This window comes from Nonomuraea antimicrobica, assembly GCF_039536965.1.
In the GTDB taxonomy this organism is placed as follows: domain Bacteria; phylum Actinomycetota; class Actinomycetes; order Streptosporangiales; family Streptosporangiaceae; genus Nonomuraea; species Nonomuraea antimicrobica.
Genome location: NZ_BAAAZP010000241.1, coordinates 75,133 through 91,938, shown reverse-complemented (window position 1 = coordinate 91,938; position 16,806 = coordinate 75,133). Strand labels below are relative to the sequence as shown.

16 protein-coding genes are annotated in these 16,806 nt (G+C 70.4%); 6 read left to right on the top strand and 10 right to left on the bottom strand.

What is annotated here, in order from left to right; all coding sequences use genetic code 11:
- The 3 genes from ABD844_RS52075 to ABD844_RS52065 form a co-directional block, all read left to right on the top strand.
- The coding region (locus ABD844_RS52075) for an amidase (protein WP_344897482.1) at window positions 1-1,024 on the top strand (1,024 nt) is incomplete at its 5' end.
- Window positions 1,025-1,030: 6 nt separating this feature from the next.
- On the top strand, window positions 1,031-1,711 hold the full coding sequence (locus tag ABD844_RS52070; protein ID WP_344897479.1) for a hypothetical protein: 681 nt from the start codon (window positions 1,031-1,033) through the stop codon (window positions 1,709-1,711).
- On the top strand, window positions 1,708-2,466 hold the full coding sequence (locus ABD844_RS52065; protein ID WP_344897476.1) for an SDR family NAD(P)-dependent oxidoreductase: 759 nt from the start codon (window positions 1,708-1,710) through the stop codon (window positions 2,464-2,466). Before ABD844_RS52070 ends, ABD844_RS52065 begins: the two co-directional genes overlap by 4 nt.
- 53 nt (window positions 2,467-2,519) lie before the next feature.
- Here the strand turns inward: ABD844_RS52065 and ABD844_RS52060 are convergent, their stop codons facing one another.
- From ABD844_RS52060 to ABD844_RS52045, 4 genes are read right to left on the bottom strand one after another with little or no spacing between them, the layout of a single operon-like run.
- Window positions 2,520-3,596: a maleylacetate reductase gene (locus ABD844_RS52060; RefSeq protein ID WP_344897488.1), complete on the bottom strand. Its 1,077-nt coding sequence runs from the start codon at window positions 3,594-3,596 to the stop codon at window positions 2,520-2,522.
- A gap of 2 nt (window positions 3,597-3,598) precedes the next feature.
- Window positions 3,599-4,501 carry a dioxygenase family protein gene (locus ABD844_RS52055; protein WP_344897473.1) on the bottom strand — a complete coding sequence of 301 codons (903 nt, stop codon included), beginning with the start codon at window positions 4,499-4,501 and terminating at the stop codon, window positions 3,599-3,601.
- The gene (locus tag ABD844_RS52050) at window positions 4,498-5,328 is read right to left on the bottom strand and encodes a sugar phosphate isomerase/epimerase family protein (protein ID WP_344897470.1); all 831 of its coding nucleotides are present in this window, start codon (window positions 5,326-5,328) and stop codon (window positions 4,498-4,500) included. Before ABD844_RS52050 ends, ABD844_RS52055 begins: the two co-directional genes overlap by 4 nt.
- Window position 5,329: 1 nt before the next feature.
- Window positions 5,330-5,959: a nuclear transport factor 2 family protein gene (locus tag ABD844_RS52045; RefSeq protein WP_344897467.1), complete on the bottom strand. Its 630-nt coding sequence runs from the start codon at window positions 5,957-5,959 to the stop codon at window positions 5,330-5,332.
- A 122-nt stretch (window positions 5,960-6,081) separates the two neighbouring features.
- Here ABD844_RS52045 and ABD844_RS52040 point away from each other — a divergent pair, with 122 nt between their 5' ends.
- Entirely contained in the window at window positions 6,082-6,831 is a 750-nt protein-coding gene (locus ABD844_RS52040; RefSeq protein ID WP_344897464.1) for an IclR family transcriptional regulator, read from the top strand.
- A 70-nt stretch (window positions 6,832-6,901) separates the two neighbouring features.
- On the opposite strand, the gene ABD844_RS52035 is transcribed toward ABD844_RS52040, so the two are convergent.
- The 4 genes from ABD844_RS52035 to ABD844_RS52020 all read right to left on the bottom strand — a co-directional run bounded on the left by ABD844_RS52035 (window position 6,902) and on the right by ABD844_RS52020 (window position 12,315).
- The gene (locus ABD844_RS52035) at window positions 6,902-8,209 is read right to left on the bottom strand and encodes a hypothetical protein (protein ID WP_344897461.1); all 1,308 of its coding nucleotides are present in this window, start codon (window positions 8,207-8,209) and stop codon (window positions 6,902-6,904) included.
- A 328-nt stretch (window positions 8,210-8,537) separates the two neighbouring features.
- Entirely contained in the window at window positions 8,538-9,071 is a 534-nt protein-coding gene (locus ABD844_RS52030) for a hypothetical protein (protein WP_344897458.1), read from the bottom strand.
- Between the two features lie 334 nt (window positions 9,072-9,405).
- A complete protein-coding gene (locus ABD844_RS52025) occupies window positions 9,406-10,662 on the bottom strand; it encodes a lactonase family protein (protein WP_344897455.1) in 1,257 nt (418 codons plus the stop codon).
- Between the two features lie 162 nt (window positions 10,663-10,824).
- Complete coding sequence (locus ABD844_RS52020) at window positions 10,825-12,315, bottom strand: MFS transporter (protein WP_425568807.1); 1,491 nt, start codon at window positions 12,313-12,315, stop codon at window positions 10,825-10,827.
- A gap of 327 nt (window positions 12,316-12,642) precedes the next feature.
- Here ABD844_RS52020 and ABD844_RS52015 point away from each other — a divergent pair, with 327 nt between their 5' ends.
- Window positions 12,643-13,122 (top strand): winged helix-turn-helix transcriptional regulator, encoded by a 480-nt coding sequence (locus ABD844_RS52015; protein ID WP_344897449.1) that lies wholly within the window; start codon window positions 12,643-12,645, stop codon window positions 13,120-13,122.
- Window positions 13,123-13,207: 85 nt separating this feature from the next.
- Here ABD844_RS52015 and ABD844_RS52010 read toward each other — a convergent pair whose 3' ends face one another.
- On the bottom strand, window positions 13,208-13,615 hold the full coding sequence (locus ABD844_RS52010; protein WP_344897446.1) for a RidA family protein: 408 nt from the start codon (window positions 13,613-13,615) through the stop codon (window positions 13,208-13,210).
- 74 nt (window positions 13,616-13,689) lie between these two features.
- Between ABD844_RS52010 and ABD844_RS52005 the strand changes: the two genes are divergently transcribed.
- The gene (locus ABD844_RS52005) at window positions 13,690-14,367 is read left to right on the top strand and encodes a TetR/AcrR family transcriptional regulator (RefSeq protein WP_344897443.1); all 678 of its coding nucleotides are present in this window, start codon (window positions 13,690-13,692) and stop codon (window positions 14,365-14,367) included.
- 234 nt (window positions 14,368-14,601) lie between these two features.
- On the opposite strand, the gene ABD844_RS52000 is transcribed toward ABD844_RS52005, so the two are convergent.
- Entirely contained in the window at window positions 14,602-16,806 is a 2,205-nt protein-coding gene (locus ABD844_RS52000) for a xanthine dehydrogenase family protein molybdopterin-binding subunit (protein ID WP_344897440.1), read from the bottom strand.

Genomic DNA, 16,806 nt, shown 5'->3' with positions numbered 1-16,806 from the left:
GCCGGCGGCCGAGGCGGTGGCGCGGCTGCGGCGCGCGGGCGCCACGATCGTCGGCAAGACCAACCTGCCGGAGTTCGCCTCCTCTGCGGTGACGGTCAACGCCCACTACGGCGACGCGCGCAACCCGGTGGCCACGGACCGCACGGCGGGCGGGTCGAGCGGCGGCTCCGCGGTCGCGGTCGCGGCCGGTATGGCCATGACCGCGCTCGGCACGGACACCGGTGGCTCGGTACTGATCCCGGCCGCCCTGACCGGCATCTGCGGCTACCGGCCTACCCCGGGCCGCATCGGGATGGAAGGGGTGGTGCCGTTGAGCCCGTCCCTGGACACGGTGGGGATCCTCGCCCGTGAGCCCCGGGAGATCGCCGCGTTGGCACGCGTACTCGACGCCGCTTTCGAGACCGGCTCCCCTGCGCCGACGCCCGAGGTCGCGGGCCTGCGGGTCGGGGTGCCGGGCGGGCACTTCGCCGAGGCCGACGCCGACGTGCTGGCCCGCCTCGACGCGGCCGTACGCGCCCTCGCCGGCGCGGGGGCGCTGGTGCGGGCCACCGACCTGCCCTCCGCCGGTCCCGCGATCACGAACGCGCGCGTCATCTACGCGGTCGAGGTCGCCGACGTGTACGCCCGCCTGCTCGACCGGGCCACGACCTACGCCCCCGCCGTCGAGGCCCGGCGCGCCCATCCGTACGGGCCCGCGGACCTGGAACGGGCCCGCGCGTTCCGCGAGACCTGGCGGGCCGAAGTCTCCCGGGCGTTCACCGAGGTCGACGTGCTGCTCACGCCCACCACACCGATCACCGCACCGCCGCTTGGCGAACCGGCCGAGGCCGCCACGAGCGCGCTGGTCCGCGACACCTATCCGTTCTGCCTCGCCGGGACGCCCTGCGTGTCGCTGCCCGCGGGCACGAGCGACGGCCTGCCCGTCGGCGTGACGCTCACCGCCCCGCCCGGCGAGGACCGCCACCTGCTCGCGCTCGCCGCCGTCTGCCGTCCGATTCTGGCCGGCGCCCCCATCACGAACTGAGGAATCATGTCGCACATCTACCTGCACGAGATCATCGACCCGGTGCGCGCGCCGGGAGCGCACACCCGTTATCTGGACGAGCTGGGCGAGATCGTCACCACGCGCGGAAACGCCGAGGGCTCGGCGGGAGGCCGGTGCGTGGCCAACTGGGCGCCGGTCTTCCTGACCGGCGACTGGCCGCAGATCATCGGCTTCTGGCAGATGCCCGGCGGCTGGGACGGCTTCGCCGCCCACTTCGACACCCACCCCGAGCTGTTCCACCAGCCGCTGGAGCGCTGGTACGGCGAGCGCTCCGGCGGATCGGACCGCGTGCTGATCGGCGCGGACTACTCCCCCACGCTGGACGAGATCGTGGCGTCGGAGACCCGGGCCCCGGTGGTCCTGCACGAGACCGTGCGCCTGCGGCCGGGCGGCGCGCCGGAGTACCTCCGCCTGCTGGGAGAGGTGAAGCAGGCGCTCGACGACCGCTACGGGTTCGGCGTGCTGGGCGGCTACGAGGTGGCCTTCCGCAACGGTGGCGAGGCCATCGTGCTGTGGTCCTTCCCCGACGTGCGCACGCTCACCCGTACGCAGTCCGCCCCGGGCGACTTCCCCGAGCTGGCCGCCTGGCGCGAGCGGAGCGCGGAGATCGAGCTCGCCCACACCGGCGTCGTGCTGCGGCCCACGTCCTGGTCCCCGCTGCGATGAGCACGGCGGCAACCCCGGCGCGAGTCGCCGTGGTCACCGGTGGCGGCGGGGACGTCGGCGCCGCGGTGGCCGCCCGCTTGTCGGCGGACGGCTGGACCGTCGTGGTGGCGGACGTCGACGAGCCCGCCGCGCGTCACGTCGCCGGTCGCCTCCCCCGCACCCACGCCCGTCTCCTCGACGTCGCCGACCCCGGGGCCATCCGATCCTTCGTGGCGGACACCAGCGCCGAGTTCGCCCGGATCGACGCGCTGGTCTGCGCCGCCGGCATCGAGCCGCCGCAGTCCCTGGCCGACGTGGACCCGGGGTCGTGGGACCGTACCCAGGACGTCAATCTGCGCGGCCCCGCCCTGATCGCCCAGGCGACCCTGCCCCTGTGGCGCGCCCAGGGGTCCGGCTCCATGGTCAACATCGGCTCGCGCACCTGGCTCGGCGGCGGCCATCCCGGCTACGCCGCCTCCAAGGCGGGACTGGTCGGCCTCACCAGGTCGCTGGCCATGGAGCTCGCCCCGATCGGCGTGCGGGTGAACGCCGTGGCCCCCAGCTTCATCCGTACCAAGTTCTCCCGGCAGCGCGGCGACGAGCAGATGCTGGACGACTACGCAGAACGGGTGCGGGCGGCCACGCCGATGCGCGAGCTCGTCCGCCCCGAGGACGTGGCGAACGCGGTCGCCTTCCTCGCCTCGGACCAGGCGGCCCGCATCACCGGCGAGGTGCTGCACGTGTGCGCGGGCGCCCAGCTCCCGACGTTCCTGTGAGGTGGCCGGAGCCGGGGCCCGACCGGCCCCGGCCAGGCCGACCGCACCCGCGGCTACGCGGGCGGACCGGAGGTGGGCGCGGCGCCGGTGAGGGCGTTGCCGAGGAGGTGGCGGAGGCCGGCTTCCGTGATGGGCGCGGGGTTGGCGTAGGGCGCGGCGAGCGCCTGGTCGATGACGGTTGCCAAGCCGTCTTCCGGCATGCCCAGCCTCTTGAGTGACATTTCTGCGCCGAGGTCTCTGGCGAGGTGGAACAGCCGCGTCGCCGGGTCGCCGGTGTCCAGCGCGGTTTCCAGCGCGACCCGCGCTCGCGGGGCGGCGGGGAGGTTGACGGCGAGGACGTGCGGGAGCACGGCGGTGTGGGTCGCGGCGTGGGGAAGGCCGAACGTGCCGCCGAGGATGTGGCAGAGCTTGTGGTGCAGCGACATCGTGGTCGCTCCCAGGGCGCTGCCGGCGAGCCAGGCTCCGTAGAGTGCGTCCGAGCGGGCCTCGAGGTCACGGGGGTCGGCGACCACGCGGGGAAGCGCGCCCGCGATGGCCCGCGCGGACTCCGCCGCGATGAGCGCGGTGATCGGAGAGCCGTCGGGCGCGTAGAGCGCTTCTGCCGCGTGCGCGAGGGCGTTCATGCCGCTGGTGACCGAGAGCATGGACGGGAGCGTCACCGTCAACTGGGGGTCGTAGACCACGGTGGCGGGAAGCACTCGCGGATCCCGGCCGGTGGTCTTGCGGCCGGCGTCGGTCAGGCCCCAGACGGGCGTCATCTCCGAGCCGGCGTACGTCGTGGGCAGGGCGACGATCGGCAGGCCGGTGGCCTTGGCGACGGCCTTGGCCAGGCCGATCGCGGAGCCGCCGCCGATGGCGAGGCAGCCGTCGGCGGCGATCTCCCGGCTTTGCGCGACGGCCTTCGCGGCGACCGCGGCCGGGACGTGCATCGCGGCGTGCGGATGCAGTTCCGCGACCCTCTCGCCGAGTGGAGAGGTCAGCTCTGTGGCGAGGGCCGCCTGCCCGGGGGTGCACACCACGATCAGCCTGTGCAGGCCGAGGCGGTCGACCTCCTCGCGCAGCCGTGACCTCGCCCCCACGGCGAAGACGACCCGGCAGGGACGGCTCTCGTGGACGAAGTCGTGCCTCATGCTCACGCCCGCTCGGTGACGGGGGCAAGGACGATGTCGAACTCGATGAGCTTGAACGGGTTGGAGACGTCGTAGTGGTCGGCGCGGAGCGGATCGTCGATGACCGTGACCGGCCGGATCAACGACCGCTTCACCCCGAACACGGCGTCGGAGTCGAGGTAGGGGCTGCCTTCGACGAAGACGTGGGTGGTGAGCGGCGTGTGGCCGTCGGCTTCTGCGATGACGTGGATGTGGGCGGGCCTGTTGGGGTGCCGCCCGGTGGCGTCGAGCAGCCGGCCGACCGGGCCGTCGTCCGGGATCGGGTAGTGGCGGGGGACGACGGTACGCAACCAGAAGCGTCCGTGATCGTCGGCGGCGAACAGCCCTCGGAGGTTTCGCTCGGGCTGCACGTCGGGCTGCTGGACGTCGTAGAAGCCGGCCCCGTTGGCCTGCCACACGTCCACCCGCGCTCCGGGCAGCGGTGTCCCGTCGAAGGAGCGCACCTGCCCGGCGAACACGCAGGGCTCGCCGTTGTGGTCGAGGGAGATGTCCGAGCCCAGCTCGCGTCGCGGGGACTCGACCATGTGGAACGGGCCGAGGACCGTGGAGTCCGTGGCCGCGGCGGGGTTGCGATGGTTGATCGCGTCGACCAGCGCCGACACCCCGAGCACGTCGGACAGCAGGACGAACTCCTGCCTGGTGGCGTCGCACATGTGCCCGACCTCGGTGAGGAAGCCGATGGCCTGCTCCCACTCCTCCTCGGTGGGCTCGACGTCCTTGACGAACGCGTGCAGGTGCTCGACGAAACTCGTCATGAGCCGCTTCAGCCGGGGGTCTGGGGTGTGGGCGAAGCTCTCCAGGACGATCTCGGCCGAGCCGTCCTCCGAGAAGCCGCCGCGCCGGGGGGCACTGCCGGCCGTGGTCATCGGACCTCCTCCGGATCGGTCGTCCAGGACGGGGCGGTGAACCCCGTACGTTCGAGGGTCGCGGCGCCCGCGTCGTACGCCAGCCGGGCCGCGACCTCGGCGGGGCGCGCGTCGAGGTCGTCGGAGAAGACCTCGACCGACACCGGCACCGTGACGCCACGCTCACGCAGGGCGCGCAGCACGCCGGGCGTGTCCCCCGCGCCCTGTCCGGGGAGCAGCCGCCGGTGCCGGGCCTCGTCGGCGAGGTCGGGCCCGGCGTCGGCGAGCACGTCGCACAACTGCAGAGACGTGATCGCGGACGCGGGGACGGCGGCGAGATCCTCGAACTCGGCGCCGGATCGGAACCAGTGCCAGAGGTCGATGATGATCCCGGCGTTGGGCCGGTCCGCGGCGGCGACGACCTCCCATGCCTGGCCGAGCGTCCGGACGTGGCTGTAGGGGAGGAACTCCAGGCCGACCAGCACCCCGTGCTCCGCGGCCCTGTCGCACAGCGCCGCGAACGGCCGTACGAGATCCGGCAGCGGGTGCACCGCGAACATCACGACATTGAGCTGCCTGACCCCGATCCGGTCGGCGAACCGGAACACCGCCTCCTCCACCGGGTCCTCACCGGCGGCCCAGTCCCACGTGTGCTCCAGTTCGAGTACGCGCAGGTGGTGCCGGTCGAGCAGGTCGCGGAGGTCCGCGTCCGCCAGGCCCGCCCCGAGGTAGTCGGCCACCCGCAGGCCGATGCCGGTGAAGCCGGCCGCGGCGGCCGAGGACACCCGGGTACGCAGGTCAGCGAAGCGCAGCGTGTTGGCGCTGCAGGTCAGGATGGGCGCGGGCACGTCAGCTTCCCGCCCGGCGCGGGTCTCCCGGGGTGGCCGAGCCGGCCAGCCAGTTCGCGCCCTCGTCGTAGAGGCGGCGTACCGTCTCGCCGGTCAGACCGGGCAGACCGGTCTTGACCGTGAAACCGGCCTTGGTCTGCACGTAGCCGAGGTGGCGATAACCGGCGGGGAAGCGCTCCAGCAGCTCGGGGTCGAGCTTCGGCCGGGCGGACGGGTCGACCGGATCGAGGCGGTCCTTCTCGTAGATCGGCTGCCGGCGCACGATCTTCCACTGACCGTCGACCCGCCTGCAGAAGTCGTAGAAGCGGCCGGTGCAGACCACGTCGACCTCGACACCGTCGACGACCGCGCGCTGGTTGATCGTCATCTTCGTCTGGGTGACGGCACGGTCACCGACGATGTCCGCGGTGTGACCGCCCAAGAAGTGCAGAATGCTCACTCCCCTGTCGAATCCGGCCCTGCTCACCGCGATGAACTCCGCCGCCGGGCCCTGGAACCACGTCGCCGTCATCCAGCCCTCAGCGGGGTCCCATACCGTGGCGAAGCGCTCCCAGTCGCCGGCGTCGCGCCACAGCGCCCAGTTCTCGACCAGCTCACGCAGCGCCAGTCTGTCCTCGCGGTTTGTCGTCACCCTAGCAACCTCCTTGTTCCGCACCGCGATACTGCGGCGTGGACACTCTCGGACGCCAGAGTTCGTTGCCGTCCAGTGGCAACGCTCGTTAAGCTGCGACCTGGCACGACGAAGGTGAGAATGTGGCAGGCCGTACGAACACCCCAGGTCAGAGCGTCTCACAGCGGCTGCTCGCCATCCTCGGCTGCTTCGACGTGGCCCATCCCGCACTCTCGCTCACCGAGGTGGCCCGGCGAAGCGGCCTGCCCGTCTCGACCGCGCGCCGGCTCATCGGCGAGCTGCACGGCTGGGGTGGGCTGGAACGCCTCGACGACGGCCGCTACCGCATCGGGATGCGGCTGTGGACGATCGGCTCCCTCGCCCCGCAGCAGCGTGGCCTGCGGGAGGCGGCCCTTCCGCACATGCACGACCTGTTCCAGGCTACCCAGGAGAACATCCAGCTCACGGTCCCTGAAGGCGATCAGGCCCTGTGCATCGAGAAGATCTCCAGCGACAAGGCCGTTCCCACGCAGACCCACATCGGCGGTCGCCTCCCCCTGCACGCGACCGGGGTCGGAAAGGCGATTCTGGCCTTCTCGGGGAAAGAGCTGCTCGCCTCCCTCGCCGAGGAGGGGCTGGCCCGGCTGACCCCGTACACCATCACCCAGCCCGGCCGGCTCACGGCCGCCCTGGCCGAGGTCCGCAGGACCGGACTCGCCTACTCCCACGAGGAGATGACCTTGGGGGCGGTGTCCGTCGCGGCCCCGATCCTCGGGCTGGACGGCACGGTCCGCGCCGCGCTCGGCATCGTGGCGCACTCGCGTACGGCCCTCGACCGGCTCGCCCCCGCCGTGCGGACCGCGGCGCTGGGCATCGCCCGCTCGATCGGCTGACGCCGCCCGACAAGCCGGTGCGGGTACGAGATGAGTGGGGCGATCGGCGAGCCCGCGCCCCACCACTCGTTCACCTGTTGAAGCTGGCGGCCGTCACGCTCCCGAGCTCGTTACTCCCGTTCTTCGCCAGGTACACGGTCATCCCCTCGTCGTGGAGGTTGATCCACCCGCCGCCCTGCCCGTAGGGGGCGTCCTTCGCGCAGATGGAGTCGGCGTACACATAGCCCTGAGTGGGGGTGTCCGTCCCGCCCCGGGAGACCTGCAGCCCGCTCGTGGGAAAGCTGATCCATCCGTCGGCGGCGGTTCTGCCCTGCACCCATCGGGTGTTCACGCCGTTGAGGTCGGCCTTGTCGGCGAACACGGTTCCCCAGTCTTGGCCGCTTCCCCTGCGCACGTTCAGCCCCTCCTTGGGGAAGCCGATCCACCCGTCGTCGCTGTTTCTTCCCTGCACCCATTCGGTTCTCACGCCGTTGAACTCGGCCTTGTCGGCCGTCACGCTCCCCGCCGCGCCGGAGTTGGCGGAGATCTTCACGCCGGTGTCGGTGAAGGTGACCCGTCCTCCGGTCGCGTTCGCCGTCCCCTGGACCCAAGGGGTGTAGATGCCGGTGGTGACGGTGAGGGTGTCCAGGACGGGATCACGTACCTCGACGGTCGTGGTGAGGAAGTGTTCCTGTTTGGGCGTGGTGCGGGAGGTGGCGACGAGCGTGTACGCGGTGGCCCGCTTCGGGGCGTCGGCGGCGGCCGGTGACCAGGAGCGCACGCCCTGGGGGACGGTCGCCTGCCCGCCCGGGAACAGGATCTTGTAGTCGAAGTCGTCGGACCCGTCCCAGCGCAGCACGATGTTGGATCCGGCGTTCACCATGGCGTCGTCCGGGCGGAAGTCGCGCGGCGCCGGAATCTCCTTCGGCGCGGTCTTCATCAGCGGCACCGCCGCGTACCGGTTGCTCAGAGGCCCGGTCTGGGCGCTGCTGCTGTTCTCGGTCACCCGCAGCACGGCCACCCCGGCGGCCGCGGCCACGGTGACGTCCTCCAGCGTCAGCACGATGTGGTCGCCGGGGTCGAGACGGGTTCTGCCACCGCCCTGGGCGGTGGCCTGGAAGGTGTCGGTGCCCTGCGGTTGGACGTTCACCGGCGACTGGGTGCCGGACCGGGCGCCGTACTCCCCCTTGGGTTTGATCTTCTTGAAGTCCGGGGTGAGGTGGCCGGCGCCGTCGCCGATCGGCACCCGTACCTGGATCGAGTGCCAGAACGCCGCCCGCTGCCCGGTATTGGTGACGACCAGGTACACCGTCCCGGTGGACGGGGACCGCCCGGCCGCTGACGCTTCCAGGGGCGTGGGGTCGGTCATGAGGGTGTAGGCCAGCAGGGTCAAGGTCACGACTCCTTCTCTTTGAGGACGGCGCACGCCGATGACCTGCCCACGACGAGACGACCGGGCAGGACAGGACAGGCGGCGACACAGGTGACGCATCCGGAACCCGCCGCCTGTGACGCACCGCAGAAGATCACCCTCACGATCCAAACGTGAGCATTGGAGCGTGACAAGAACACTCAAGGAGGCCATACCAGGGCGATTCAGCAACTATCTCAGCGTCTTGACAAGCACACCGCCCATGCGTCACCGGCCGCTCCGCGAACCCGCCGCCCCGGAGTACGGCGGCCGGGATCGCGACGGTGAACGAGCACCGCCGGCGGCAACGAAGACCTCACAGCCCTGGTGCCGCGATCGCCGCGCTGATCGCCGCGCTCAGCAACAGGGTCGCACCCATGATCGGTCCGGCCAATTGGCTACTCGGTGTGGGGGTGCCGCGCAGGCGGCGTACCACCGCGCCGAGCGCGACCAGTTGAACCACGCCGACGACCGCCACCCCGATGTCGTTCAGCAGCAGCGCCAGGGGCAGGAAATGCGCCGCCACGACGAGCGCGACCCACCACGCCATCCAAGAGGAGGCCCCGCGCCTGGCCAACACGAGGCACCCGGCTCCCGCGGCAATGACCTCTACCGCGACCAGCACGCCGAACCAGGCGTACTTCCCCTCCAACGCGCTCGGCTCGCCCCAGTTCGCTGCGGTCAACACCCCGAAAGCCACGGCCAAACCGACGCCCAGGACCGACCCCACACCGAGCCAGACCCGCCAGCGCCGGGGCGGGCTCTCCTGCGCCCAGCCGAACCACACGAAGGCCATCAGCCCGAACCACGCCGTCGTGAAGTACTGGTCACGTAAGAACCCGGTAAGCATCGGCACTCATTTCTCATGGGCTGGCGGTCGGAGAGTGGACCAGGACGTTTATATCCCAGATGCCGCACGGCGACGTGCCGGGTGGCTCCCTGCTCCGGGGCCTGCGCATCCCTCTCTTCTCCAGGCGTCACCGCCGACACCCACACCTCCGCCCGCCCGATCATGGAAGGTGCACTGACTCCTGCTCTCCGAGCACGCCGGCACCACGTACAGACGACGGCCGCCGTCGACCTGTCCTGCCGGTCGCGCGCCGACCAGGCGGTTCACCGGCCTCGGCCCTCCCGCACCTGCCGACTCGCGGCCGACCCCGACCGGCAGGCCAGTCAGGCCGAGGTCAGCGGCAATCGGGCGTGCGGAACACCATCACGTTGGGGCCGGACAAAGGCGTCGCCCGGCCACTGGGCGTCAGCTCGCCGGTCCTGGCGTTGATGTCGAACTGGACAATGCTGTTTCCGCGGTTGCTGTTGACGTAGAGCCACCGGCCAGTCGGATCGATGGCGAAGTTGGTCGGACCGTTCACGCCTTGCGTGGCGAAATTGATCAGGGACAGTTTGCCGGTCGTACGGTCGATCCGGTAGCCGGCCACGGTCTGCGAGCCACGGTTCGACGCGTAGAGGAACCGGCCCGACGGATGCAAGGCGATCTCGGCCCCGCTGGAAGCGCCGGTGTAGCTCGCCGGCTCGGTCGACACGGTCTGGAGCAGCCTGCCGATCGTGCCGGTCTCGGCGTCATAGGCGAAGGCCGTGATGGTTCCGTCGAGTTCGCCGTTCGCGTAGAGCGTCCTGCTGTCGTGGGAGAAGGCGACGTGCCGAGGACCCATGCCGGGCGTGACGGACACCTCGCTGACCAGTTCCAGCCCGCCGCCGACGAGACGGAGGATCTGCACCTTGTCGTTGCCCAGATCGGCCGCACCGATGAACCGGCGATTCGGATCGAAGACGACGGCGTGCGGATGCGGCGCGTCCTGGCGCTGGTGCGGGCCGCTGCCGGTGTTCGTCAGCACACCGCTCACGGGGCCGAGCTCTCCGTCCTCGCCGATGGGCAGGACGACGTACTGGGCGTGGTAGTAATTGGCCACCACCAGGTGTCGTCCGTCCGGCGAAACCGCCGTCTGGGAGGGCCCGCTGGACCCAAGGGACACCTGATTCACCAAGGTCAGCGTGCCGGTGCGCGGGTCGATCGCATAGGCGGCGACACTGCCGACGGGTCCCGTTTCGTCCCTGAGTGAATAGCAGGCGTACAGGAAACGCCTGGCCGGATCGATCGTTGTCCACGATGGATAGGAACCGCTCACCTGCTGCACGGGTGTCAGCGCGCCGGCCTTCGGATCGAGCCGGAAGACGGAAAGCCCGACCGTGTCCGGGCCGCTCGCGCCGAAGCCGTAGGAGCTGACATAGACATACACCGGCTCGCTCCCATCCGCGGGCCGTCCCTCGGCGTTGGCCCGCCCTGCGGCGTCGGGCAGGACCAGCAGCGCCGCGCCGGCAGCTCCGGCGGCCAGCAACGTTCGACGTCCGACGGGACGACTTCCTGACATGACGTCCTCCACTTCCATGCGCACCAGCAGGGGGCCGGCCCGGTCGATGATCAAGACTGAGACTGAGAACCGTGGAACGCCCGATGCCGACGCGAGGCCGCCGTGCCGTGCTGCCCGAGTCAGCCGCTTTCACCAGATGGATCGCGCCGCCACGCCGCTAGTGAAACACAGTTGCGGTAATAGTGCAACATGGTTGCGATACCCCACCACCCGCCGTCAGGGTGACGCCTGCGGCGAAGAGGTCTTCACCGGCTGATCCTCATCGGCCGGCGGGTCGGCGTCCTGACTGACGCGTCTGAGAAGGAGCACTGCCAGGCAGGCCAGCCCGAGCAGGACGGGGATGGCGATGGCGGCGGTCAGTTGCAGCCCGTCGGCGAACGCGTTCCGCGCGTAGGTGACGAGTTCCTCCCCGAGGCGCTCGGGAAGGAGCTGGGCCGCGGCCAGAGCCGCCGGGAGCGTGTCCGCGGCCGCGGGGAGGTGTTCGGGGACCACGGTCGTCATGCGGCTGTGGTAGACCGCGTTGACCAGGCTGCCGATGAGGGCGATGCCGAGGGCGCCGCCCAGTTCCTGGGTGGTCTCCCCCACAGCCGCGGCCGATCCCGCCTGCCGGAGCGGGGCGGCGCTGACGATCATGTCGATGCCCAGCCCCGACACCGGCATGAGACCGGCGAACAGCAGGACGGACCCGGTCACGACGACGGGTAGCCCGGCCGAGGCGTCGGCTTGGGTGAGTACGGCGAAACCGGCGGCGGCGACGACCAGCCCGGTTCCGAAGATGTAGGCACGATGGATCTTTCCCGCCAACGCCGACGCGACGAAGATCGCGACGGTGCCCGCGACGACCAGCGGCAGTCCCCACAGACCGGCAGTGAGCGGGGACAGCCCCAGCACCATCTGCATGTACTGGGCCATGAGGAACTGGGTGCCCAGCATGAAGATCACGGTGATGGTCAGCGTGCTCAGAGAAACGGTGAAGCTGCGGTTGGAGAACAGCGACAGGTCCAGCAAGGGATCGGCAAGTCGCCGCTGCCGGCGGACGAACAGGACGCCGACGGCCAGCCCGACGACGATGGCGGCCGCGGGAACCGGCGCGAAGCCGTCCTTGGCCACCTCCTTGATGCCGTACACCACCGCCAGCACCGCCATCAGCGACATCGCCGCGCTGGGCAGGTCCAGCCGGGCGGGCCGGGGGTCGCGGTGCTCGGGCAGCAGGACCGGCCCGAGGGCCACCAGCAGCACCATGACCGGCACCGCCGCCAGGAACACCGATCCCCACCAGAAGTACTCCAGCATCACGCCGCCCACCAGCGGGCCCATGGCTCCGCCGGCCATGAAGCTGGCCATCCAGACGGTGATGGCGGTCGTGCGTTGCCGCGGATCGTGGAACATGACGCTGATCAGCGACAGGGTGGAGGGTCCCAGCGCCGCCCCGGCGAGGCCGAGCAAGGCGCGGGCGACGATCAAGGTTTCGGCGGTGGGAGCGTAGGAGGCCAGTACGGAGGCGGCTCCGAACGTGCCCGCGCCGATCAGCAGGACCCGCCGACGGCCGACGCGGTCGCCCAGGGCACCCATGGGGATCAGCGCGCCGGCGATGAGGAAGCCATAGATGTCGGTGATCCACAGCAGTTGGGAGGCGCTGGGATCGAGATCGGCACTCAGGCGCGGTATGGCCAGGTGCAACACACTCATGTCGATCATCACGAGCATGGCGGGGAGCGCGAGGACGGCAAGGCCCGTCCACTGTCTCCAACCGGCCCGTACGACGACGTCGGAACGCACGTAAGTCTCCTTAGCTCTTGGGAAGGACCCGGACGGGAAGATCGATGTGACCGGACGGCGTACGGACGTGTCGCAGCCCGGGCCGTGTCATCAGGTCCCCAGCGCGCGGTGACCGGTCTCCCAACGGCGCTCGCCGATGTGGCACCAGGGGCACACGAAGTCGAACCGGATATCGACAGCGATGTCAGGCATGGCGACACTCTAGGAATTGGGCTTACCAAAGGTAAGGGCATACCTTCGGGTAAGGTGCCTGCCATGAAGGTAGGAGACCAGGAAACGCGCGGCATGCCCGACCCGATGAGTGACGTATTCAACAGCGACTGCCCCGGACGGACTGTCTTCACCCACGTGACCAGCCGCTGGGGCATGCTGATCCTGGCCGCGCTGCGCGACGGTCCGCTGCGCTTCTATCTCCTGCGCGACCGCATCGGCGGGATCAGCGAGAAGATGCTGTCCCAGAACCTGCGCGACCTCGTCCGCGACGGCCTTGTGCATCGCGAGGTCGTCCCCTCCGTACCCCCCAAGGTCTCCTACTCCCTGACACCCCTCGGGGAAGGGCTCGCCGCAGCCCTCCAGACGCTGCTGTCATGGATCGGATCGCACACCGCCGACGTCATCGCCGCCCAGCACCAACACGACGCGCTCCTGAGCGAACGGGACCTGCCACGGAAAGAGGCTCCGCCAGCGGCAGGTCGGCAACAGCCGACCACGGCAGCGGTGGCGCGGCTACCGTAGCCGGGGCCGGGTCGGCAGCCCGCATGCTGAAGTGATCACGCCCGCCGACCCAAGAGACCGGCAGACGTGTCCGAGGCGCCTCGACTCAGTCGAGAACGGCAGTGGCCTCGACCTCGACCAGCAGATCGGGTTCTCCCAGCGCCGCAACGCCCAGCAGTGTGATCGGCTTGACCGGGTCGATCCCCAGCTTCGCCGCCGCCCGAGCGACCCCCTCACCCAGCAGCGGCATCTTGTCGGGTGTCCAGTCGACGACGTAGACGGTCAGCTTGGCCACGTCATCGAAGGATCCGCCGACCCCGGCCAGGGCGGTGCCGATATTGAGGTAAGCCTGCTCGACCTGAGCGGCCAGATCCCCCTCACCGACTCGTCGGCCCGCGGCATCGCGCGCCACCTGGCCCGCCAGGAACACCAGCTTCGATCCGGTGGCGATCGACAACTGGCGGTAGACGTCGGGTTTCGGCAGCCCGTCGGGGTTGACCAGCGTCACGGTCATGTCCGCTCCTTGCACATCGGCACAGCGTGTTCGGCACTCATCGAGAACATAGCAAAGCTATGTATTGTGGTGCCATGGTGAGGATGAAGGACCCTGCGGTCCGCTCCCTGCTCATTGACCGCGCCGCGCAGATGCTCGCCGCTCGGCAGCCGGTCACGCTCCGCTCTCTGGTGGCCGGAACCGGCGTGTCGACCATGGCCGTCTACACCTACTTCGGCGGCATGGACGGCCTGTGGACAGCGATGCGGCAGGAAGGCTTCACCCGCCTGGCCGCCCGCCTCGCCGCGGTCGCACCATCGGAGGATCCGGTACGGGATCTGGCTGCTCTCGGCGCCGCGTACCTGTCCAACGCACTGGCAAGTCCCGACCTCTACCGGGTCATGTTCGACGCCGGGTTCGAGCTCGAGAACGCCGAGGCCGCGGACGACACGCTGCACTGCCTGGTCCGGGCCGTCGAACGGGCCACGGCCACCGGCCGCTTTCGCGACGACATCGACCCGCTGGGGCTGGCCACCCAGAGCTGGATCATCGGACATGGACTGGCATCACTGGTCGCCACCGGCCCTCTGCCCCATCAAGCGCTGGCCCATGGCGTGCCGCTGCTGACCGCCCTGTTCACCAGCGCAGGCGACAACCCCGAACAATGCCGTCGGTCAGTTGAGCGCGGCTGGCGGACCCCTGACTCCGACCGCCGCTTCGAATCCCGCTTCGAGTCCTCCGGTACGGCATCAACGGACGTCTCGCCTCCATGACAACGACTCAGGAACGGAGGGAAGATCACCACGAGGGATCACGCAGCGTCGCTCGATCTGGATGATCTCGGCGCGTGCGGCTTCGGCGAACCGAACGTGCAGAGGCCCCCTCATAGAGGGCTCCCTACTACATACCGTGCCGATGGGCAACGACGGCCTCGGCGCGGCCGAGCGTAGAGTGGAGTCGTTGGTGCCCACCGGTTCGCGGCCGGCCGGGGTGACGTGCGCCGGCAGTCAGTCCAGCAGTTGCTCCAGGGTGATCGGCAGGTCGCGGACCCGTTTGCCGGTGGCGTGGTAGACGGCATTGGCCACCGAGGCCGCCATCCCGACGATGCCGAGCTCGCCGATGCCTTTGGCGCCGAGCGGATTGTGGATGAGGTCGGGGTATTCCACGAAGTGCACGTCGACGTCCGGGATGTCGGCGTTCACCGGCACGAGGTAGTCGGCCAGCGTGCCGTTGGCGAGCCGGCCGGATTCCTCGTAGTGCAGACCCTCGTGCAGCGCGGCCGACACGCCCCACACCATCCCGCCAATGATCTGGTTGCGCGCGGTCTTCGGGTTCACGATCCGGCCCGCGTCCATCACGCCGAGCATGCGCGACACCCGAACCTCCCCGGTCAGCTCATGGACCCGCACCTCGCAGAAGGTCGCCCCGAAGCAGTCCATTTCGTACTGTCGCGTCTCGTTGCCGGGCGCGGCCGACGCCTCGCCCTCGATTCGCGGAGATCCGGTCGCCCGCAGCACCGCCTCGAACGGCACCGTACGCCGGCGGCTGCGCACCTGGCCCGACTCGTACCGGACGTCCTCGATGGGGGTCCCGTGGAGCGGCGAGTCGGCGTGGGTGACGGCCAGCGTCAGCAACTGCCGGGTGGCGGCCTGGACGGCGGCCATGATCGCCGGCCCGACGCTCGCCGTCCCGCACGAGCCGCCGACGAACCCAGCCTGGGACAGCCGCGAGTCCCCCAGCCGGGCCCGTACGCGCCGCAGGGGCAGCCCGACCCGGTCGGCCCCCACGAGGGCCAGCACGGTCGTCATGCCGGTGCCGAGGTCGGAGGTGCTGCCGGACACCTCGGCCGTACCGTCCCACAGGTAGGCGACTTTCATCGTCGCCGGGTAGCGGAAGGCCGGATACGCGGCGGTGGCCATGCCCGTGCCGACGAGCCAGTTTCCGTCCCGGGTCGCGCGAGGTTCGCGCGGACGCCGGTCCCAGCCGAACTCCCTGGCCCCGATGCGGTAGCACTCGTCGAGGTGCTTACTGGACCACGGGAGGTTTCCGCCCGGGATCGTGGCGGCGTAGTTCTTCATGCGTAGCTGGATCGGGTCCATGCCGAGTTTCCAGGCCAGCTCGTCCATCGCGGACTCCAGCGCGAACGACCCCGTGGCCTCCCCCGGGGCACGCATGATCGACGTGCCGGGAACGTTCAACGGCACCACCCGCTGACTGATCTCCAGGTTCTGCGTGGCGTACCAACGGCGCGAGGTCCGGTGCGACGACAGCTCCACGAACGGGCGGGAGATGGAGGCCGTCCCCCAGGCGTCGTGGCGCAGCGCGGTCAGGGTGCCGTCGGCCCGCGCGCCCAGCGCGATGTTCTGGACGGTGTCCGGGCGCGTGGAGGTGGCCGAGAAGACCTGCTCCCGGGTGAAGACGACCTTGACCGGCCGGTTCAGCTCGCGGGCCGCGGCGGCGGCCAGCGTGATGTGGGCGTAGGTGTTGAACTTCCCGCCGAACGCCCCTCCGGTGAAGGGAAAGATCGCGTGGATCTTGTCCGCCGGGACCCCCATCGCGGTCGCCAGTTGCGGAACGAGGATGCTCGACCCCTGGTTCGCCGTGTAGATGGTCAGTGCGCCGGCCTTCCAGGACGCCACCGCCGAATGCGGTTCCATCGCCATGTGGTTCTGGGTCGGCGTGGTGTAGGTCTCCCGCACGACGACCTCGCTCGAGTCGAGCGCCGCCTCGATCGACGGCACCCCGGGCCGCAGGACGGTCACGACCGCGGGCTCGTCGTCCCTCATGGGTGGTTCCACCGCCGTCGGGATCCCGTCCCGCAGCGACGTCGCCGGCGGGCGCACGTCGTAGGACACCCGGATCGTGTTCGCCGCCGCACGGGCCTGTTCGAAGGTCTCGGCGACCACCAGCCCGATCGGCTCGCCGTAGTGGTGGACGTCCTTGGTCTGCAACGGTGCGTCCGCCCCGCTCCTGTTCGTCGCAGGGCCGATGATCCGCAACGGGTCGAAGGGAGTGTAGACGCCGAGCACCCCTGGCGACCGGCGTGCCGCGGCCACGTCCATCGCCGTGATGGTCCCGTTCGCGGCCGTGCTCGTGACGAGGTAGCCGAACGCGAGGCCGTCCAGGGACCGGTCGGCGGAATATTTCGCTGCCCCGGTGACCTTGGCCAGGCCGTCGACCCGGTCGACCGGAGTACCCAGCGGTGAGCTCAT